Annotated in this window: 21 protein-coding genes; all 21 read right to left on the minus strand. The window is 68.7% G+C overall.

The annotated features are described in order from the left end of the window. Nucleotides 1-100 precede the first annotated feature (100 nt). Nucleotides 101-2,452 (minus strand): carbamoyltransferase HypF, encoded by a 2,352-nt coding sequence (gene hypF / locus FBZ88_RS02445; RefSeq protein WP_145615234.1) that lies wholly within the window; start codon nt 2,450-2,452, stop codon nt 101-103. Then, complete coding sequence (locus tag FBZ88_RS02450; protein ID WP_145615235.1) at nt 2,452-3,906, minus strand: nickel-dependent hydrogenase large subunit; 1,455 nt, start codon at nt 3,904-3,906, stop codon at nt 2,452-2,454. Before FBZ88_RS02450 ends, hypF begins: the two co-directional genes overlap by 1 nt. Beyond that, a complete protein-coding gene (locus FBZ88_RS02455) occupies nt 3,903-4,928 on the minus strand; it encodes an NADH-quinone oxidoreductase subunit B family protein (protein WP_145615236.1) in 1,026 nt (341 codons plus the stop codon). Before FBZ88_RS02455 ends, FBZ88_RS02450 begins: the two co-directional genes overlap by 4 nt. Continuing rightward, nucleotides 4,912-6,252: a sensor histidine kinase gene (locus FBZ88_RS02460; RefSeq protein WP_145615237.1), complete on the minus strand. Its 1,341-nt coding sequence runs from the start codon at nt 6,250-6,252 to the stop codon at nt 4,912-4,914. The genes FBZ88_RS02455 and FBZ88_RS02460 overlap by 17 nt, the downstream gene beginning before the upstream one ends. A 3-nt stretch (nt 6,253-6,255) precedes the next feature. Continuing rightward, the gene (locus FBZ88_RS02465) at nt 6,256-7,758 is read right to left on the minus strand and encodes a sigma-54-dependent transcriptional regulator (protein WP_145615238.1); all 1,503 of its coding nucleotides are present in this window, start codon (nt 7,756-7,758) and stop codon (nt 6,256-6,258) included. Between the two features lie 12 nt (nt 7,759-7,770). Beyond that, on the minus strand, nt 7,771-8,799 hold the full coding sequence (hypE, locus tag FBZ88_RS02470) for a hydrogenase expression/formation protein HypE (protein WP_145615239.1): 1,029 nt from the start codon (nt 8,797-8,799) through the stop codon (nt 7,771-7,773). Next, on the minus strand, nt 8,796-9,938 hold the full coding sequence (hypD, locus tag FBZ88_RS02475) for a hydrogenase formation protein HypD (RefSeq protein WP_145615240.1): 1,143 nt from the start codon (nt 9,936-9,938) through the stop codon (nt 8,796-8,798). Before hypD ends, hypE begins: the two co-directional genes overlap by 4 nt. Further along, nucleotides 9,925-10,206 (minus strand): HypC/HybG/HupF family hydrogenase formation chaperone, encoded by a 282-nt coding sequence (locus FBZ88_RS02480; protein WP_145615241.1) that lies wholly within the window; start codon nt 10,204-10,206, stop codon nt 9,925-9,927. The genes hypD and FBZ88_RS02480 overlap by 14 nt, the downstream gene beginning before the upstream one ends. Nucleotides 10,207-10,214: 8 nt before the next feature. Then, nucleotides 10,215-11,084, minus strand: a complete 870-nt coding sequence (gene hypB / locus FBZ88_RS02485) for a hydrogenase nickel incorporation protein HypB (protein ID WP_145615242.1) — start codon at nt 11,082-11,084, stop codon at nt 10,215-10,217. Beyond that, nucleotides 11,084-11,425 (minus strand): hydrogenase maturation nickel metallochaperone HypA, encoded by a 342-nt coding sequence (gene hypA / locus FBZ88_RS02490; protein WP_145615243.1) that lies wholly within the window; start codon nt 11,423-11,425, stop codon nt 11,084-11,086. The genes hypB and hypA overlap by 1 nt, the downstream gene beginning before the upstream one ends. Beyond that, nucleotides 11,425-12,387: a hypothetical protein gene (locus tag FBZ88_RS02495; RefSeq protein WP_145615244.1), complete on the minus strand. Its 963-nt coding sequence runs from the start codon at nt 12,385-12,387 to the stop codon at nt 11,425-11,427. Before FBZ88_RS02495 ends, hypA begins: the two co-directional genes overlap by 1 nt. Next, the gene (gene hybE / locus FBZ88_RS02500; protein WP_145615245.1) at nt 12,384-12,941 is read right to left on the minus strand and encodes a [NiFe]-hydrogenase assembly chaperone HybE; all 558 of its coding nucleotides are present in this window, start codon (nt 12,939-12,941) and stop codon (nt 12,384-12,386) included. The genes FBZ88_RS02495 and hybE overlap by 4 nt, the downstream gene beginning before the upstream one ends. Further along, nucleotides 12,938-13,162 (minus strand): rubredoxin, encoded by a 225-nt coding sequence (locus FBZ88_RS02505; protein WP_145615246.1) that lies wholly within the window; start codon nt 13,160-13,162, stop codon nt 12,938-12,940. The genes hybE and FBZ88_RS02505 overlap by 4 nt, the downstream gene beginning before the upstream one ends. After that, nucleotides 13,159-14,010 carry a hydrogenase expression/formation protein gene (locus tag FBZ88_RS02510; RefSeq protein WP_145615247.1) on the minus strand — a complete coding sequence of 284 codons (852 nt, stop codon included), beginning with the start codon at nt 14,008-14,010 and terminating at the stop codon, nt 13,159-13,161. Before FBZ88_RS02510 ends, FBZ88_RS02505 begins: the two co-directional genes overlap by 4 nt. A 10-nt stretch (nt 14,011-14,020) precedes the next feature. Beyond that, on the minus strand, nt 14,021-14,464 hold the full coding sequence (locus FBZ88_RS02515; protein WP_145615248.1) for a thioredoxin domain-containing protein: 444 nt from the start codon (nt 14,462-14,464) through the stop codon (nt 14,021-14,023). Then, on the minus strand, nt 14,461-14,778 hold the full coding sequence (locus FBZ88_RS02520) for a HypC/HybG/HupF family hydrogenase formation chaperone (protein WP_145615249.1): 318 nt from the start codon (nt 14,776-14,778) through the stop codon (nt 14,461-14,463). The genes FBZ88_RS02515 and FBZ88_RS02520 overlap by 4 nt, the downstream gene beginning before the upstream one ends. Next, nucleotides 14,778-15,488: a HyaD/HybD family hydrogenase maturation endopeptidase gene (locus tag FBZ88_RS02525; RefSeq protein WP_145615250.1), complete on the minus strand. Its 711-nt coding sequence runs from the start codon at nt 15,486-15,488 to the stop codon at nt 14,778-14,780. Before FBZ88_RS02525 ends, FBZ88_RS02520 begins: the two co-directional genes overlap by 1 nt. A gap of 237 nt (nt 15,489-15,725) precedes the next feature. Continuing rightward, the gene (cybH, locus tag FBZ88_RS02530) at nt 15,726-16,463 is read right to left on the minus strand and encodes a Ni/Fe-hydrogenase, b-type cytochrome subunit (protein WP_186464159.1); all 738 of its coding nucleotides are present in this window, start codon (nt 16,461-16,463) and stop codon (nt 15,726-15,728) included. Nucleotides 16,464-16,476: 13 nt separating this feature from the next. Beyond that, the gene (locus FBZ88_RS02535; RefSeq protein ID WP_088872947.1) at nt 16,477-17,058 is read right to left on the minus strand and encodes a HupE/UreJ family protein; all 582 of its coding nucleotides are present in this window, start codon (nt 17,056-17,058) and stop codon (nt 16,477-16,479) included. 19 nt (nt 17,059-17,077) lie between these two features. Beyond that, complete coding sequence (locus FBZ88_RS02540; RefSeq protein WP_145615251.1) at nt 17,078-18,877, minus strand: nickel-dependent hydrogenase large subunit; 1,800 nt, start codon at nt 18,875-18,877, stop codon at nt 17,078-17,080. Further along, entirely contained in the window at nt 18,877-19,977 is a 1,101-nt protein-coding gene (locus FBZ88_RS02545; RefSeq protein ID WP_145615252.1) for a hydrogenase small subunit, read from the minus strand. Before FBZ88_RS02545 ends, FBZ88_RS02540 begins: the two co-directional genes overlap by 1 nt. Nucleotides 19,978-20,097: the final 120 nt, after the last annotated feature.

The following is a 20,097-nucleotide window of genomic DNA, read 5'->3' on the forward strand; positions in this document are numbered from 1 at the left end:
GCGTCCATGCCGAAGGCAAGGTTGCGGGAAAGGTGCGCAGCGTCACGCTACGATCAGTCAGCGCCGGTTCACAGCGACATCATCCTGATCGCGTTTCGCTTCAAATGCCCGGCGGCTTCGTCCGATCATGTCCCCGGCCGTCAGCGATGAGGGCGGCCAGCACGGCCTGGCCCAGCGCCAAGCCGCCGTCGTTGGCCGGCACCTGGCCGTGTATCACGGGCCGCCAGCCCGCGGCCCGCAGGCGGGCCTGGAGTTCGTGCAGGATGATGCGGTTCTGCAGGACACCGCCCGACAGCGCGACCAGGGCACCGGGACCGGCGCCCACCCGCCCCGTCGCCTGCACCAGCGCCTCGACCAAGCTAAGGTGGAAGCGGGCGGCGATCAGCCCCGGCACCTCTCCGGCGGCCAAGTCATCGAGCAGCGCCCGCCACATCGGGGCCCAGCCGACCACCACGGGATCATCACCCCCAAACGCCGCTGGATAAGGACGTGCGGTGGCGACATGGGGTCGCGCCAGCGCTTCCAGCGCCATCGCGGCCTGCGCCTCATGCCCGATGCGTGCGGGGTGGATACCCAGCGCCGCCGCGACCGCGTCGAACAGCCGGCCCGCCGAGGAACAGGGTGGCGCGTTGGTGCCGGTTTCCAGCATGCGCTCCAGCACGGCCACATGCGCGTCAGCCGGCAGATGGTCCAGCACGGGCGCGGCTTGGTCCCGCCACGTTTCACCGAAGGCTTGGCGTAGCTGGGCCACCAGGTTGCGCCACGGCTGGCGCATCGCGGCCGCCCCGCCGGCGAGGGCCACGGGGGCGATATGAGCCACACGGGTCACGCCGCGGTATCCCCCGCGCAGGATCTCGCCACCCCATAGCGTTCCGTCCGCGCCCAGGCCCAGGCCGTCGAGGATCAGCCCGAAGGTGCCGTCCCCACCTTCCGCCAATCCGATACCGGCATCCGCCAGGCAGGCGGCCATGTGGGCATAATGGTGCCCCACGGACACCAGCCGGGCGCCACACTCCCGCGCTAGTGCTGCGCCCAGCGTGGTCGAGAGATAATCCGGATGGGCGTCAACGGCGATCACCTCCGGCGTGAAATCGAACAGGTCGCGGTAGAGGCGCAGCAGGACCCGGTAGTCATCAAAGGCAGCCGCGTTTTCCAGGTCGCCGATGTGCTGGGACAGGATGGCCTGCCCCTCCCGCAGCAGGCAGAAGGTCGCCTTCAGCTCGCCGCCCATGGCCAGGGTGGGCGGCAAGCCGTCGAGGCCCGGCGGCAGAGGCAATGGTGCCGGAGCGTAACCCCGGGCCCGGCGCAGGATGGCGGGCGCACCGCCGGTGGCGGCGACGACGCTGTCGTCCAGGCGGTTGAGGATGGCGCGGTCATGCATCAGCCAGGCGTCGGCCAATCCGACCAGGCGAGCCCGCGCGTCCTCATTGGTGATGACTTGCGGTTCATCCGACCGGTTGCCCGACGTCATCACCAGGGGGCCGTCCACCCGGGCCATCAGCAGGTGATGCAGCGGCGTGTAGGGCAGCATGAAACCCAGATGGTCCTGGTCCGGCGCCAGCCCGTCCGGCAGCGGCGCGCCATCGGGCCGCCTGGGCAGCAGCACGATGGGCGCCGCGGGCGATTGCAACAGGGCGCAGGCCGCGTCGTCCAGCCGGCAATACCGGCCGACCTCATCCACCGATCGGGCCATCACCGCGAAGGGCTTGGCATCGCGCGCCTTGCGCCGCCGCAATTCCGCGACTGCCTTGGTGTCGGCGGCATCGCAGGCCAGGTGGAAGCCACCGATACCCTTCACGGCGACGATGGCGCCGGCGCGCAGCAGCGCCGCCGCCGCGTCCAGCGGGTCCGTCCCCGCCTCCGGGGCGGGCTCTAGCCACAGCCGGGGCCCGCAGGCGGGACAGGCCGTCGGCTGGGCATGGAAGCGGCGGTCGGCGGGGTTCGCGTATTCGGCGGCGCACGCGGGGCATAGGGTGAAGGCCGCCATGGCCGTGTTGGCGCGGTCATAGGGGATGGCGCTGACGATGGACAGCCGGGGACCGCAATGGGTGCAGTTGCCGAAGGCATAGCTCTGGCGCCGGTCGGCGGGGTCGAACAGTTCCGCCCGGCAGGCGGGGCAGGTGGCGGCGTCGGGCACGATGCCCGTCCGTGCCAATCCAACGGCACTGGCGGCGATGGTGAAGCCATGGGGCGCCGGACCACGGTGGGGGAAGACCTCGATGGCGTCGATGCGCGCCAGGGGCGGCGCCTCGCGGCGTAGCCGGTCCTGAAAGCCGTCCAGCGCCGCAGGATCGCCCCAGGCGTGGATGATCACGCCTTCACCGTCATTGGCGACATCACCGGCAATATCCAGCACGCGGGCCAGGCGCCACACATGGGGCCGGAAGCCCACCCCCTGGACCAGGCCCCGCACCCGGATGCGACGGCCCGCCATGGCGCCGGCGGCCTCCATCAGTGCACCGTGCAGACCATGCAGGGGTCGAAGGAACGGACGATGTGCTGCACGGCCACCGGCTCGCCCTCCCCCTTGCGGACGGGGGCGCCGCGCAACGCCTGCTCCAGCGGGCCGGGCGTGCCGGCGGCGTCGCGGGGGGAGAAGTTCCAGGTGGTGGGGGCGATGATCTGGTAATTGGCGATGCGCCCACCCTGAACGGTCACCCAATGCCCCAGGGAGCCGCGGGCGGCCTCCGTCAGGCCGGCCCCCTCGCCCACCATCGGCAGGGGTGTATGGTCGATGAAGGGAGCCGCCGGGTCGATGGCGCGCACCCAACGTTCCATGGCCATGGTGACCAGGGCGACCTCCAGCAGCCGCGCCACCACCCGCGCCTCAACCGTCGCGCCGTCCCGTGCCACCAGATCGCGCGGCAGCGGGTGTCCCGCGACCAGCTGCCGCGACAGGGCGCCCGCCTCCGCCACCTCGCCGTCCAGGCGCGGCGCCTTGCACCAGGAGTAGGCGTCGTCCCGCGCGGCATCCGGCGGCATCCCCGGCTCGCGCGGGGAACGCGGTGCCGCGTCCGGGTCGGACCGGTACCAGGCGTGGCTGACATCCTCCGTGATGCGGTCGACCGGCAGGATGCTGCCGACGCCCTGCCTGAACATGCCGCGCGGAAACAGTGGCCCCTCCGCGGACGGATAGGCGCCGAAGCTCATATGCCGCAGGTCGGTACGGCCCAGGCGATTCAGGCCAACCGCCTGGGACACGGCGACGAAGCGGGCGAAGTCACCCCGGTCGGCCTTCGCCTCCGCCCAGGCCAGCAAAGCGTCGCGGGTCGACAGGGCCGCCACCGCCTCCAGCGCATCGCCGAACAGGGTGCGCTCCAGGAAGCGGCGGAAGGCGGCCAGCAGGGCGCCCAGCCGCGCCAGTTCGGCCCGCGATACGGCGCGCGTCGATCCGCCGGGCTGAACCGCCAGGGTATGGGGCCACTTACCCGCCAGGATGCCCAGCAGGTTCATCAGTTCCGCCCGGGCGGGCAGAAACTCCTGCGCAGCATCGCCTTTCACCGCCGTGAACCGCGCAGCCGTGCCCGCATACCAAGGCTCCCCCGCGTAAACGGCGCGGGCGAAGTCGGGCATGAAGAACAGGTAGAAGTGCGTCAGGTGGTCGGCGACGTTCTCCACCGCGTGGATCAGATTCATGGCCAGACCGCCATTGGTTGGCAAGGGCCCGGAACCGGTCGCCGCCAGCGCGCGCGCCGCGGCCACGGATTGCGACACGGAACAGATGCCGCAGATGCGCGGCGCGTAGACCAGCGCGTCCAGCGCCGGCTTGCCCACCAGCATGGCCTCGAACCCGCGATAGAGCGGGGAGACGACGCGGGCGTCGGCCACCATGCCGGCGCTGATGTCGAGGCGCACCTCAAGATCGCCCTCGACACGGTTGAAAGGACCGACGATCAGGCGGCTCATGCGCTGTCCTTGCGCTTGTCATGGGGAAGAAGGACCGGTGCTGGCCGCGCGGCGTTGTCGCGCAGCCGCTTGGGCGTCGCCGCCTTGGACAGGGATGCCAGCGCCACGAACCACGCCTTGGGCATGTCCGTCGGCAGGCCGATGGGTATGCCGGCCACCTTGGGTGTGACAGCGAAGGCGTGGCCCGGCTCCTCAAAACCCGGGGCCGTGCAATTGATGCATGCGTAGTTGCCGTCCAGGCAGGAGCCGCCGCCGTTCCACGGCCGGATGTTGCAGTCGGCCCGTGCCTGCGTGCCCTTGCAGCCTAAATTCTCCATCATGCAGCCCAAATCACCCGGCTGTTCCGCGCTGGCCTTGAACTCATAGAATTCGTTGCGGGCGCATCCGTGATGGACCAGGTGAGCGGTATAGGCCAGGGGGCGCTCCCACTCATCCAGGTCGGCCCCGGTCAACGTGCCGGCGCCGATCTGCAGCAACGTGTCGGTGAACCAGCCGGGGTGGATGGGGCAGCCGGCGATATTGATGACGGGCAGACCCTTGGCGGAGCGGAACCCCGCCCCCAGCAGGCCGCCGGCGCGGGTGCCGTCATAGGCCAGGCCGCATGCCTCCACCTCGTTGCCGCCGGCGGCGGTGACACCGCCGAAGGCGGCGCAGCTGCCCACGGCCACGACATAGCCGGCCCGGCGGGCGATGGCGGCGATCCAGTCGCGCATGGGCTTGCCCGTCCCGGCCATCAGGTGGAAGCGGCCGGTGCCGCCGGGCCCGTTGATGACCGATCCCTCCAGGCACAGGATGTCCACCGGCTGGTCGCCCGCGGCTGCGGCCTCCAGGATGGCCCGCGCCTCCCCGCCCGTCGCCTCGCTGAGGGACGGGTGCCACAGCAGTTCGACGTTGGCCGCCGCCAGGGCCGTCAGCAGATCCGGCTTCTCCGCCCCCAGCAGGGACAGGGTGCAGCCGCCGCAGCCACCGGATTGCAACCATAAGAGCCGCAGCGGGCGGGCCGGTTCAGATACTGCGGTCATCGACCGGCACCTTCAGGGTAAAGGCGGCGCCACCGCCTTCCGCTTCGGCGTGGCTCAGGCTGCCGCCCAGTTTTTCCGCCATGTTGTAGCTGACATATAGCCCCAACCCGGTACCGCTGCCGATGGGCTTGGTGGTGAAGAAGGGCTCGAAAATCTTGCCCTGGTTCTCCGGCGGGATGCCAGGGCCGTTGTCGGCGACCGTCAGGACGATCCACCCGTCCTGTTCCCCCGCTGTGATGCGGATAAGGGCGCCGTCGCGGCCGTTCACGGCGTCCACCGCGTTCTGCACCAGATTGACCAGGATCTGGTGCAACTGGCCCTTGAGGCCCACCACCTCCAACGCGGCCGGCAACTCCAGCCGCACCTCCGGCTTGGTGCGCTGCGTCTTGATCACCCAGTCGGTGGCCGTGTGGATCAAGCGGACCAGGTTGAACGCCTCGGGCTCCTCACGCTGGTTGGAGGAGAAGCGCCGCAGATCCTGCACGATGTCGCGCACCCGCTCCGCCCCTTCCAGCGTACCGTCGACCAGCGGGCCTATGTCGGCCAGCACCTTGTCGATGCGCAGGCTGTCGCGCAGGGCCGCCAGCTCTGCCCGCGGCTTGCCGGCATCGATGGCCGCGAGATAGCCGGTGATGGCGGCGCCATACCGCTTCAGCGCGTACATGTTGCCGAACACGAAGCTGATGGGGTTGTTGAGTTCGTGCGCCACCCCCGCCACCAGCCGGCCCAGCGCCGCCATCTTTTCCGACGTCAGCAGCTGCTGCTGGGTCTGCCGCAGGCGCTGGTGCGCCTTGTCCAGATCCCGGTAAGCGCGCAGCAGTTCGCCCACGGGCCGGCCGGCCAGGACCATGCCCGCGAACCGGCCGCGCGCATCGCGACGGGGCGCCCCATTCACGGATACCGCCGCCCGCTGGCCGTCCGCCGCCAGCAGGTGCCAGCCCTTGTCCTCGATGGCGCGCCCCTCGGCCAGGCAGGCCCGGATGTCGGCATGGTCGGCGGGATCGAACAGATCCAGCAAGGGGACCGCCAGTAAATCACCCTCCTCCCGCCCCAGCGCCGCCGTCAGCGCGGCGTTGACCCGCAACACGGCGCCAGCCGCGTCGCAAACGATCAGCACGTCATTCATGGCCCCGAGGACGGAGTGCATGAAGTCGCGCGCCTGCTGCAGGCGCTGGTTCTGTTCCTCCAGCGCCACCTGCGAGGCCACGAGGTCGCTGTAGACCACGTCCATGCGGCGGATGACGTCGATCCACAGCTGTTCACCCTCGCCTTCCGCCTCTGGCGACCGGTCCCCGAAGGGCAGCGCCGGCTCGTGGCTGCCCATGGCTCAGCCCCCCGTCACGCGCTTGGGCGCCGCGGGGGGTGCCAGAGGGTGGACGTTCTCCAGCCCGTAGCGTTCCAGCTTGGCCCGTAACCCAACGCGGGACAGCCCCAGTTCCCGCGCCGCTTGGCTTTTGTTCCAGCGGTGGCGGATCAGGGTTTCCCGGATGATGCGCGCCTCCATGGCGCTGACCCGCTCGCGCAGGTCGCCGGCCAGGCCGGCGATGTCGGCGAAATCGTCCTCGCGCGCGCCGACCTCCTGCGGTTCCGCCCGCAGGATGTGGGGGGACAGCAGATCCGCCTCCAGCCGCCGGCCTTCCGTGGCCCGCACCATCAGGCGCTGCACCTCATTCTGCAGCTCGCGGACATTGCCCGGCCAGTCATAGCGGGCCAGGCACTCCAGCGCTTCCGGCGAAATTCCGGGCACGCGCTTGCCCATCTGCGCCATGGCGCGGTCCAGCAGCACCTCCACCAGCAGGGGCAGGTCGCCCTTGCGGTCCTTCAGGTCGGGCAGGCGGATGATCATGCCGGCCAGGCGATAGAACAGGTCGGCGCGGAAGCGCTTGGCCCGAACCTCCTCCTCCAGATCCTTGTTGGTGGCGGCGATCACCCGCACCTCCACCTTGCGCGTGCGGGTTCCCCCCAGGGGCCGTATCTCCCCCTCCTGCAGCACACGCAGCAGCTTGACCTGGAAGGCGGGGGAAACCTCGCCGATTTCATCCAAGAAGACGGTGCCGCCGTCCGCCCGCTCGAACAGGCCGACATGGTCCTCGATGGCGCCGGTGAAGGCGCCCTTCTTGTGCCCGAACAGCTCGCTCTCCAGCAGTTCGTCGGGCAGGGCGCCGCAATTCTCCACCACGAAGGGCTGGTTCCAGCGCAGCGAGCCATAGTGCAGGGCGCGCGCCGCCAACTCCTTGCCCGTGCCGGAGGAACCGAACAGCAGGACCGGCACGTCGAAGGGCGCCACTTGGGCCAGGCTGCCGCACACGGCCTCCATGGGGCTGCCCTTCGCGCGCACGATGCCGTCGTCGAAATTGTAGGCGCGGCGCAGCTTCTCCTTCCGCTCCCCCACCACGCGGGACGCGGCGGCCGGCAGCATCTTCATCTCCACCGCCAGCAGTTCGTTCTGCCGCTGCAAGGCATAGAGGCGGCAGGCGCCCTTCAATGTCAGCAGCAGGTTTTCCGGGTGCCAGGGCTTCGTGACGTACTGAAAGATGCCGGCCTGGTTGATGCCGTCAATGATGTCATGGGCGTCGGTATAGCCGGAGATGATCATGCGCACGACCTCCGGCCAGCGCTCCTTGACCTCCGTCAGGAATTCCACGCCGCTGCGTTCCGGCATGCGCTGGTCGCACAGCACCACCTGCACCGGATTGTCGGCCAGCCGCCGCTCGGCCTCGATGGTGCTGGCGGCGGTCAGCACGTCGAAGTCCTCCTCCAGGATACGCCGCAGCGATTCCAGGGAGCGCAGCTCGTCATCGACGATCAGGACGGTGGGAAGGTCGGCCATCGCTCCTCTCCGCTAGCAGATGCGCGGAAGCTGTTCGCCCGACAGCCAGTCAACCACGCGCTGGCCGCCGATGGCCGTCGTCATGCGGACGAAGCCGGGCTGGCCCACGGTAACATGACCGATCAGCGCCGCGTCACGGCCTTCCGCATGGTCCCGCATCACTGCCAGCAGCGTCTCCGCGTCCTCCGGCTCGCAAACACAGACCAGCTTGCCTTCATTGGCGATGTTGAGTGGATCCAGGCCCAGCAGCTCGCAGGCCGCCGCCACCTCCGGCCGGACCGGGATGGCCCGCTCATCCAGCAGCATGCCCACGCCGGCGGCGTTGGTCAGTTCGTTCAGCGTGGCGGACAGGCCGCCCCTGGTAGGGTCGCGCAGGACCGCGATGCCCGGGACGACAGCGACCATGTCGGCCACCATGCGGTGCAGGGCGGCACTGTCGGACCGGATTTCCGTGCCGAATTCCAGGCCCTGGCGCTTGGACAGGATGGCGATGCCATGGTCGCCGATGGGGCCGGACAGCAGGACGGCCTGCCCAGGGCGCAGCCGGCGTGGGCCGATGTCCACGCCCGCCGGCACCACGCCGATGCCGCTGGTGGTGATGAAAACGCCGTCGCCCTTGCCGCGCTCCACCACCTTGGTGTCACCCGTCGCCACCGGCACGCCGGCCGCCCGGCAAGCTTGCCCCATGCTGGCGGCGATGCGGTCCAGGTCCGCCAGGGGAAAGCCTTCCTCGATGATGAAGGCGGCGGTCAGCGCCACCGGGCGGGCACCGGCCATGGCCAAGTCGTTGAGCGTGCCGTGCGCGGCCAGGGAACCGATGTCGCCACCGGGAAAGAACAAGGGCGAGATGACATGGGCATCCGTCGTCACGGCGATGCGGCCGGAACCGGCGTCGATGCGCGTCGCGTCGTGCCCCTGGTCCAGCAGCGGGTTCGCCAGGTGGCGCAGGAAGATGTCGCGGATCAGCCGGGCCATGGCCCGGCCGCCACCACCGTGGCTCATGTCCACGGCACCGGAAAGATCGGGGGGCGGGATGGTCATTCGGCCGCCATCTCCGCCAGGGTCTCCATTCGCCGGTAGGTCCAATAGGCGGCGCACGCCCCTTCGGAGGAAACCATGCAGGCGCCCATGGGCGTTTCCGGCGTGCAGGCCTTGCCGAACAGCTTGCAGTCCTTCGGCTTCTTCACGCCGCGCAGGATGGCGGGACATTCGCAGGACTTGGTCTCGCGGCTCCGCTTCTCGCTGAGGGTGAAGCGTTTCTCTGCGTCGAAGGCAGCATACTCCGCCCGGATGGCCAGTGCGCTGTCCGGCACGCTGCCCAGCCCACGCCATTCGAAGCTGGGCCGCAGCTCAAAGATGCCATCCACCAGTTCCTGCGCCTTGGCGTTGCCGTCCCGCGTCACCACCCGAGTGTATTGGTTCTCGACCTCCACCCGCCCCTCGTTCACCTGGCGTATCAGCATCAGGACCGACTGCATCACGTCCAGCGGCTCGAACCCGGCGATGACCACCGGCTTGGCATAGCGGGCGGCCAGGAACTCATAGGGCCGGGAACCGATAATGGTGCTGACGTGCGAGGGGCCGAGGAAGCCGTCCAGGCGGGCGGCCTGACTGGGATCGATCTCCGGCGCCTCCAGGATGTGGCGGATGGCGGGCGGGGTCAGCACATGGTTGCAGAAGACGGAGAAATTGGCGATGCCCTCCGCCTGGGCCTGGGCGATGGCGGCCGCGCTGGGCGGGGTGGTTGTCTCGAACCCGATGCCCAGGAAAACCACCTCGCGCCCCGGATTGGCGCGGGCGATGTCCAGCGCGTCCAGCGTCGAATAGACCATGCGGATGTCGGCGCCGTCTGCCTTGGCCTTCAGCAGCGACCGCCGTCCCGTGCCCGGCACGCGCAGCATGTCGCCATAGCTGCACAGGATGACGCCGTGCCGTTCCGCCAATTCGATGGCGTCGTCCAGGCGGCGGGCGGGCAGGATGCAGACGGGACAGCCGGGGCCGTGCACGAAGCGCACATTGGCCGGTACCAAGTCCTGCACGCCATAGCGGAAGATGGCGTGGGTGTGCCCGCCGCAGAACTCCATGAAATTATAGTCGCGCGCCGGGTCCGCCGCCGCGGCGATGGCGGCGGCCAGGGTGCGCGCCAAATCCCGGTCGCGGAATTCATCAACGTATTTCATGCACCACCCCCGCGCTCTTCGCTGTCCCGCCCATATCCGCCACCTCGGCCTGCAGCAGTCCCGCCTCGGCCATCATGGCCAAGGTGCGCCGCGCCTCCTCCTCACTGACGCGGTGCAGGGCGTAGCCGACGTGCAGCAGCACATAGTCGCCCACCGCAACCTGCTCCAGCAGGGCCACGGAGACCTGCTTGGCGATGCCGCCGACCGAGACGCTCGCCATCGCGCCGTCATGCAGCGCCGTCACCAGCGCGGGTATGGCCAGGCACATGGTTCCCCCTATTCCGCTGCCTGGGAGGGCCGGCCGGACAGCGCCATGAGGCGGGCGCCGCGGACCCAATCCAGCCAGGCCTGCATGCCTTCGCCCGTGCGGGCCGAAACCTTCAGCAGGCGCACCCGGTGATTGACCTTGCGCGCATTGGCCATGGCCAGGTCGACGTCGAAGTCGAGATGGGGCAGCAGGTCGGTCTTGTTGATCAGCACCAGGTCGGCGGCGGCGAACATGTCCGGGTATTTCAGGGGCTTGTCCTCCCCCTCCGTCACCGACAGGATCGCCACCTTGTGCGCCTCCCCCAAATCGAAAGCCGCCGGGCATACCAGGTTGCCGACATTCTCGATGAACAGGACGGAACCGTCGGCAGGATGCAGATGGTCGACGGCGTGGCCCACCATGTGGCCGTCCAGGTGGCAGCCCTTGCCGGTGTTGATCTGGATGGCCGGGGCGCCCGTGGCGCGGATGCGGTCGGCGTCGGCGCTGGTCTGCTGGTCGCCCTCGATGACCGCGCAGGGGAACTCACCCGCCAACATGCCCAGCGTGCGGCACAGCAGCGTCGTCTTGCCGGACCCCGGGCTGGACACCAGGTTCAGCGCCAGGATGCCCGCCTCGGCGAACCGCGCGCGGTTGGCGGCGGCATAGCCGTTGTTCTTGCCCAGGATGTCGGCCTCGATCTGAATCAGGCGCGCCTGGCTCATGCCCGGGACGGCAGTGCCCGCAGGCCCGCCGCCGTAATCCAGCGTCCCGTCCGCGCCGTGGGGGTGATGATCATGGTCATGATGGTGATGGTGGTCATGATCATGGTGGTGATCATGTCCATGGGTGTCGGCCTCGATCTTGACCTGGCCCTCGCCGCATCCGCAGACCGTGCACATCACGTCACCTCCAGTTCGCGTATCTTCATCTCTTCCCCGCCCGTCACCTGCATCTGGTGCGAGCCGCAGCGGGGGCATGGGTCATAGCGCCGGCCGATTGTCACGGTCACGGCACAGGGCAGGCACCAGGCGGTGCCGGCCGTTTCGACGATCTCCAGCCGGGCGGCGGCGGCCACGCTGCCGCGCATGACGACGTCGAAGCCGAAGCGCAGCGCCTCCACCTCCACGCCGGACAGGGCGCCGATTTCCAGACACACCCGTTCCACCCGGTTGAAATGCTGGGTCCGGGCCTGTTCCTCGATCAGGACGCGGATGTTCTCGCAGATGGCCATCTCATGCATCAGGCCACCTCCACCGCGTAGTCCACACACGGGTCCAGCGCCAGCATCATCACCTCGGCCCATCGTGCGCGATCGGCGGACGGCCACGCGCATAGCCCCTGGATCTGCCGCTCCGCCCACCCACCCGGCGCGAAAGCGCGATCCGTGGGCGACAGGATACGATAGCGCTCCACCCGCCCGGCCACCACGCCCACCTCATGGACCAGGGTGCCCCGGGCGCAGGGCACCGACGCCATCCCCCAGCCCGGCCCGGCCGTCGTGCCACGCAAGGGGGCGGCATCACCGGCGCGCAACACGTTCAGGCGTGCCGGCACGCGGCAAAGATCGATCAGCCGGGCGACATGGCGGGCGATGAGCGAACCGGCGGGCAGGGCGCGGGACAGGAGGGGGTGGTCGGCATGACGCGCCGCCAGCGACCCCGGATCCACCTCGCCCGTCGGCGTCAGCATCGACGCGTCGAACAGGGTGGCGATGAAGCGCGCGGCCACCGTACGGCCAGCCCCGGCCCAGCGGGCCAATTCGACCGTCGAGGTCATCGCCAGCCACCGTTCGGGCGACAGGCCGGCCACCGCCTCCCCGATCAGGACTGCGGGGTCATCGGCGGCGGACAGGGTCATAAAGGCGCGCGCGGCGGCCAGATCCGGCGCCTCCCCCAGCAGGCGGGCCCAGTCCAGGCTGATACGCAGGGCGTGCTCCCGCACCACCTCCGTCCATGTCCGGATTTCACGCGCCACCAGTTCACCGGTGGTGGCTTCCAGGCCGAGCGCCGCTTCCATCGCCAGCTCTGCCGCATGCCCCTGCGCGTTGGCGCAGATGGCGAACAGCGTCCGGACCAGGGATGGCACCCGTTCCACCGGCACGGCCGCGAGCAGGCTCGCGACATCACCGCGTGGCGCGTAGCTCAGCGCGGCCGTGCCCTCGGCATCGGCCGGAAGCCGCAGAATGATGGCCGGACGAGTCATGGTCCCGCCTGCCATGGTCCCGTCTGCGATGGTCCCGTCTGGCCCAGGCCGAACAGCGCACGCCGGCTGGGCGGCGGCGCCGGTTCCGTCTTGGCGGGCGGGGGAACGGCAGGATTTCCCGCCCAGATCGTAGCCATACCATCGTCATCGGCGTCCGGCTCAGGCACCGCCATGATTTCCGCAAGGGCGGCGTCCGCCGTCGCCACCGCCGTCTCCTGATCCGCGAAGTCGAACATGGGGGAAAACAAGGAGCAGCTCCAATACCCGCCCAAGTCGTCCTCATGCCCCCAGATGCCTTCGTACCTGCCGGACGGCAACGCCAGGGCCGTCTTCGCCCCCACCTGCCGGGGCCCTTCCTCCGCCACGGGCAGCAGCAGCAGGTTCATGAACCACGGGGTCACCAGCACGCCCACCCAATGCCCGCCATGGCGGTGCACCCCCCGCATCGCCACCGACAGCGCCGGGTTCATCACCGGAACGCCGGCCATGCGCGTCACCGCGATGCGGGCGAAGGCGGTCTCGATGCGGGCGGAAAGGGCGGGCGCGTCGGTCATTCGTCAGCAATCACCACAAAGCCGGTCTTGGCGCTGTCGCACTCGGGACAGGTCCAATGCTCCGGCAGGTCCGCGAAGGCCGTGCCGGGCGGCACCTGCCAGTAGGTGTCGCCCACCGCCGGGTCGTAGACATGCCAGCAGATCTTGCACTCCAGCTTCGTCCCGGGGCTGATCTTGCTGACATCGCCCCCGAACGATCCGGCGAAGAAATGATCCGTCACCGGTAAATCTCCATGATCTCGCGCAGTCGTTCGGCGGAATCCGCCAAGTCCTCCTCCGCCGCTAGGGCGACCAGCGGGATGGCGCAAATCTCGATGCTGTTGAGAATCAACGTGTCCTGGGAATTGAAGTATTGCGTCCACCAGCAGCCTCGCGTCCCCGTCGACCGGATGCGGCAGTTGCCGTAGCCGCGCGACAGGATGACAAGGCCGCCGCGCCCCAGCGCCTCATCCAGAAAGGCCAGGTCCTCCTCGGTATGGGGCAGCAGGGACAGGTTGATGACATGGCCCGCGCCGCCGGCCTCCCCGACGCGGGGAATATGCTCATTGATCTCGGCGATCAGCGGCGGCGCGTTGAAGATGTTGGGGCGTGCCGTTTCCGGCAGGACGGCCGCGCCCCTCGCGCCGTTGAAGGCACGTTCCGCCAGCCCGGCCGGGAAAGGGGCGCAATCGACATAGTCGCGCAGGCGCCGGCCGGCGGCGTCGCTTTCGCGCACCCGCCAGACACCGGCAAGGACGGACTCCTGGGCCTGGATATCGGTTCCGAACACCACCGATACCTCGCCCTCGCCCAGCAACTGGTCCACGAACGCCAGGTTGGCGGCATCCAATCGCGTCAGATCCACCCACTGCGGTCCCGCGCCGTCCACCGCACGGGTCAAAGCCGCCAGGATGGCGTGACCCGCCGCCACACCCTGTGGCACCGCCTGGGCAGCATCCGCCTCCGGCACGTTGGCGGCGGAGAAGATGGCCATGCCGTCGGGCATCACCATGTAGTCCAGCCGGTCGCCGTCGAAATCTTCGGGCTGGCTGCCGGGCCCGACCAGGGCACCGCCATGGGCGTCGTTCATCAGTCTCTCCTCAATGCACAGCGTCGGTGCCGCAGCCGGCGGGCAGGCGGAAGGCAGGGGGAACGCTGGGTTCGCGCCCGAGGATTTCCGGAATCTCACGCATATAGTCCGCCCAGTCGCGGATGCCTTCGATGGCGCCCAGATAGTCGCCCAGGCGCAGGAAGACCAGGGCGGGATAGCGAGCGAAGCGGAAGCGCCGCTGTAGCGCGCGCTCATCCGCCCGTGCGGCGATCAGGGGCACGACATGGCCGCCCATGGCACCGTCCAGCTCCGGCAGGATGGCGGCGACATCGTCGCTCTCCGCCACCCGCCAGTGGTCACCGGACAGGAACAGCATCGCCAGCGGCTGCCCGACGCAGATATCCGCCAGCTCCGCCTCCCCCACCACCCGGTAGTCGCACCGGGCCATGACGGACCGCAGCAGGGGGGAAAAGTCGTCGCGCGCATCGCTCATGCTTCAGGCTCCGGAGTAGGACGCAAATGGCTGGGTAGTTGAGGTTCACGGCCGATCAGGTCGGCGAAGGCGGCGTCCAGGTCGGCCGGTTGCCCCCGCATGACCGCCTCCAGGGCGCTCAGCGCCGCCAGGGACCGCTGGGCGGCCTCAGGGCTCATCACCTCCCGCGCGGCACCCAGAAAGGTCATCAGCCAGGTGCCCGGGGCGACGTCGCCCACCAGGCTGGTGTCGATGGATAGTATCTCCGCGCCGGACCGGCAGCGGGCATGGCCGGCGCCGACCTCCACCACCTGCATGGGAATGCCGATGCACATCAGGCGTCCTTCCCGGGTGCGCCCGCCAGGGGGCGGGCCACCAGGGCCTGCATCTCCACCTCGAAATCCGCAGGTCCCGTCCAGCCGCCGGCGCCCAGCACCCGCGCGTCGCCGCCGCGGAAGGCCGCCGCCTCGTCCGGGCGCTCCGTCTCATAACGTTCCAGCATCATTTCCAGCGATCCGATGCCCTGCTCGGCCGGCAGCGTCACCGGGCGCGGGTTGGCCGTTATGCCGAAGCCCGCCAGATACTCCAGCGCCAGCGCGATGGCCGGCTCAACCTGGGCCTTCACCTCCGGCCGCAGGCTGCCGCCGAAATCCTCCAGCTCAACCGGTTGCACGCCGATCAGCAGCTGGTGGGCGGGGCTGTCGCCCATCATCTCCGCCATGGCCAGCACCTCCTGGAAGCCGGTCTGGTGCAGGGAGATCTTCTTGGCGCCCAGGAACTTCGGCACCTCGGCCCCCTCCACCCGCTTCAGGGTGCCGGGCGGCAGGGCGTAGTCGACAGCGTCGAAGACGACAAGGATGTCGGCCTCGCGGATTTCCTGAACCAGGTAGATGCCCTGCGTGCCGCCGTCGATCAGGCGGACGTTGGTGGGAAAGGCATAATGGCGGTGCATGTGCTCCACAGCCCGCACGCCGAACCCTTCGTCGGCCCACAGCAGGTTGCCGATGCCCAGCACCAGCACGCGGGGTCCGCTTGCCGTCGTCACTTCCACGCCTCTCACTCCCCTGTCATCCGACGGGCCGGATGTTGGGGGTGGATCAGCAAGGGGCATGCCAGCGCACCGTTCAGCGCCGAAACGGCTGAAGCTTTGGGGGACGGCGGGTCATCCTCATCTTCTTATTGGATAGAATCCTTCCAGTTGGAAGGGGAACTGGAAGACAATTTTCCAAATGAAAAAGGGGGCCGCGAAGCCCCCCTTTCCGACTGGAAACTTGCCTGGACCTCAGTGTTCGTCGGTGGGGCCGCCATCGCGGAAGGTGCGCCAGCCCGAGAACATCGAGGAGATGATGGACTGCCGGGACATGATGTCCTCCCGCACGGCGGCATAGATGTGGACGATGGCGAAGATCACGATCACCCACATGGCCATGTGGTGCCAGGTGTGGACCGTCTGGCTCTGCCCGAACAGGGGAATGACCCAGCTGGTGAACAGCCGGTGGATCCAGCCCGGCCCCTGGCCCTCGCCATACAGGGCCAGGCCGGTGATGATCATGAACAGCGTGCCCCACACGAACAGGACGTGCATGGACAGGATGGCCAGCGGGTTGTGCCCGCTGTACTTCTTGGGCGCCTTTTCCAGCATGGCATACCAGCGGATCTCATGGATCACACCCAGCCAGAAGCTTTTGCGCCACACCGGCGGCCGGAAGATTTCGCGGGCGTGGTCATTGCCCACGAAGGACCAGTAGAAGCGGAAGACGAAGCCGACGACCAGGATTTGCCCCGCCGAGAAATGCAGGAAGCGGATCCAGCCGAACAGGAAATGGGCGCTGGGCTCACCATGGATGGACGGCGGGGGTGAGCCGATCAGATAGCCGGTGACGCACAGCACCAGAATGGCGGCGGCATTGGCCCAGTGCCACAAGCGCACCGGCGCCTCATAGACGTAAACCGCCTCTTCCTTGTGTGTCCCCGCCTTATGAGTTCCCGCCTTATGTGTTCCCAGGGAGGCCTCGCTCATGGCGCGTCCCCCCTTACAGCGCGGCGAGCGCGAGGCCCGCTGCGCCCAGGGTCAGGCCGGAAGCCCAACGCCCCCAGCGGGTGGCCAGCAGGCCGGCGCCCAGGCGCCATCCGGCGGCATGCAGCAGCGCCGACGCCACCATGAAGCCGGCGAAGTAGCCCGGCAGGTGGCCTCCCGCCTCCATGCCATGGGCATAGCCATGCACCGTGGCGAACAGGGCGATAAGGCCCAGGCCCGCGGCGTCGGGCAGCAGGGGGGCCACGATCAGCATCAGGCCCAGCAGGGTCACCGACAGCGCCGCCAGCGTGTCCACCGGGGCGAAGGCCCCCCCGGCCAGGCCGGCCAGCGCACCGACCGCCAGCATGGCCACGAACAGCGCCGGCGCCTGCCAGGCGCGCGCCGCCGGCCGGGTGGCCGCCCACAGGCCGACGGCCACCATAGCGGCCAGATGATCCAAGCCCGTCAGCGGGTGGACGATGCCGGCGGCGAAGCCCCCGTCATGCCCCGGATGGGCCACGGCCGGGGTGGTGATGAAACCCGCCGCCAGGACAGCCGCCGAGACGCGGGGGACCGATTTCGTGATGAAGGTCTTCATGGGATCAGTCTCCTTTGGTTCAGCGGACTTTGACTTCGGCCAATTCCTGCCCGTCCGGGCCCATGACATGGGTGGAGCAGGCCAGGCAGGGATCAAAGCTGTGCAGGGTGCGCAGGATTTCCACCGGCTCTTCCGCGCGGGCCACCTTGGTGTTCATGAGCGACGCCTCGAAGGCGCCGATGTTGCCCTTGTTGTCACGCGGGCTGCCGTTCCAGGTGGTGGGCACCACGCACTGGTAATTGTCGATCTTGCCGTCCTTGATGCGGATCCAGTGAGCCAGCGCGCCGCGCGGCGCCTCGGTGAAGCCCACGCCCTTGACCTCGGACGGCCAGGTCTTGGGATCGAACTTCGCCGTATTGGCGGTGGAGGTGTCGCCCGCCTTGATGGTGGCGATCAGCTTGTCCAGGAAATAGCGCTGCTTGCGCGCCGCCCACTGGGCCTCCAGCGCGCGCGCGGCCGTCCGCCCCAGGGTGGAGAACAGCGCGTCCAGCGGCACGTTCAGCGCCGCCAGGGTGCGGTCGACCTGGTCCTTGATCTCGACATTGCCCTGCATGTAGCCGACCAGGTAGCGGGCCAGCGGCCCCACCTCCATGGCATGGCCGCGCCAGCGCGGCGCCTTGATCCAGCTGTACTTCGCCCCCTCGTCCAACTGGACGATGTTGGTGCTGGTGCCCTTGGCGTTGGGGCCCAGCTGGTAATGGGGTTCGGTCACGCCGTCCCAGGGGTGCAGGCCCTTGCTCTCGTCCGGGTACTTGTACCAGCTGTGGGGCACGAACTCCTGCACCTGCTCGGGATCGGTCAGGTCGACGGGGTGCACCTCCGACAGCTTGCCGTCGATGATGGCGCCGTGGGGCATCAGCAGGTTGCGGGGGCTGTAGTCGTTGGCCCGGTCGGGGATGTCGCCGTAGGCCAGCACCGACTTGTTCGACAAACCGCCGCCGTACAGCCAGTCCTTGTAGAACCCGCCGATGGCGATGATGTCGGGAATGTAGACGTTCTCCACGAACTCGATGCAGCGGTCGGTGATGGAAGAGACGTAGTTCAGCGACGCCATGTTCACCGGCGCGCCGGCCGCCATGTCGCCATCCAGGTTGATGGCGCAGGGAACGCCACCCACCAGCCAGTTGGGGTGAATGTCCTTGCCGCCGAAGATGGTGCGGACGCGCATGATCTCCTTCTGGAAGTCCAGCGCCTCCAGATAATGGGTCACCGCCATCAGGTCGGCTTCGGGCGGCAGCTTGTAGGCCGGGTTAGTCCAATAGCCGTTCTTGAACGGCCCCAGCTGCCCGGATTCCACGAACTTGCGCAGGCGGGTCTGGATGTCCCGGAAATAGCCCGGGGAACTGTTGGGATGGTGGGGCGAGACGGCCTGCTGCAGTTCCGACGTCGCCTTGGGGTCCGCCTTCAGGGCGTTGACCGGGTTCACCCAATCCAGGGCGTGGAGGTGGTAGAAATGGACCAGATGGTCATGCACCTGCAGCGACAGCTGCATGATGTTGCGGATGCTGTTGGCGTTCTCCGGAATCTGGATGTTCAGGGCGTTTTCCACCGCGCGGACGGAGGTCAGCGCGTGGGTGCCGGTGCAGACGCCGCAGATGCGCTGGGTGAAGGCCCAGGCGTCGCGCGGGTCGCGACCCTTCAGGATCACCTCCAGCCCGCGCCACATGGTGCCGGTGGAGACGGCGTTGCGGATGACGTTGTCGCCGTCGAGGTTGACCTCACAGCGCATGTGGCCCTCGATGCGGGTGACCGGATCGACCACGACGCGCTTGCCGCTGGTGTCGAGCTGGTAGCCGTTGGGTGTCGCAAGCGTGGGCATCAGTCCCTTCCCTCTCTCTTATCGTTCGTGCCGCTGTTGGAGCGGGCGCGCTTGACCGCGCTGGCCGCGGCATGCACCGCGGCGGCGGCACCGACGATGCCGGCCGCCGTGCCGCCGATCTTGTCGGCGTTGGCCTCGACGCCGAAGCCGTGGACGTCGCTCAGGCGCTCATAGAAGCCGCCCTTGTCCCAGAAGCCGTCCTCGGAACAGCCGATGCAGGGATGACCGGCCTGGATGGGGAAGCTGAGGCCCCCGTTCCAGCGCACGGTGGAGCAGGCGTTGTAGGTGGTCGGGCCCTTGCAGCCGACCTTGTAGAGGCAGTAGCCGCGGCGCGCGCCTTCGTCATCGAAGCTTTCCACGAACTGGCCGGCATCGAAGTGCGGGCGGCGGTAGCATTTGTCGTGGATGCGCTGGGAATAGAACATCTTCGGCCGGCCCTGCATGTCCAGTTCCGGGAAGCGGTCGAAGGTCAAGATATAGGCGATGACCGCCGTCATGACTTCGGCGATGGGCGGGCAGCCGGGCACCTTGATGATGGGCTTGGCCGGCAGGCCCGGCACCTTGTGGATGGGGGTGGCCTGGGTGGGATTGGGCCGGGCCGCCTGGACGCAGCCCCAGCTGGCGCAGCTGCCCCAGCTGATGATGGCCTTGCAGTGGTCGGCCGCCTTCTTCAACTGTTCCAGGTACGGCTTGCCGCCGATGATGCAGCTCATGCCCTCCTGGTTCAGCGGGGGGTTGCCCTCGCACGCCAGGATGAAGTTGCCGTTATACTTCTCGATGGTCTCGTCGATGATGGATTCGGCCTGGAAGCCCGCCGCCGCCATGATGGTGTCGTCATAGTCGAGGCTGATCATCGACAGGATGACGTCCTTGGCCAGGGGATGGGCCGACCGGATGAAGCTTTCCGAACAGCAGGTGCATTCCAGGCCATGCAGCCACAGCACCGGGATGCGCGGCTTGGTCTCCATGGCGGTTTCGATGGCCCGGGCGTAGGAAGGGCCCAGGCCCAGCGCCGCAGCCGTCAGGCTGCAAAATTTGGTGAAGCTTCGCCGGGTGATGCCCTGCCGGCGCATCACCTCGTAAAACGTCTCGCTCGCCATTCCGGCATTTCCTCCAACGTCCCCGGCGGGGCTGTCTCGCTCCGCATCGGTGACGTTTGGGCAAAAAGCGTGCCAGGCAAAAAATTGAGGGCGCAAAAGGCTTAATGGTATCGGCGCTTC

Origin of the sequence: Nitrospirillum bahiense (genome assembly GCF_007828025.1) — a bacterium.
Lineage (GTDB): Bacteria > Pseudomonadota > Alphaproteobacteria > Azospirillales > Azospirillaceae > Nitrospirillum > Nitrospirillum amazonense.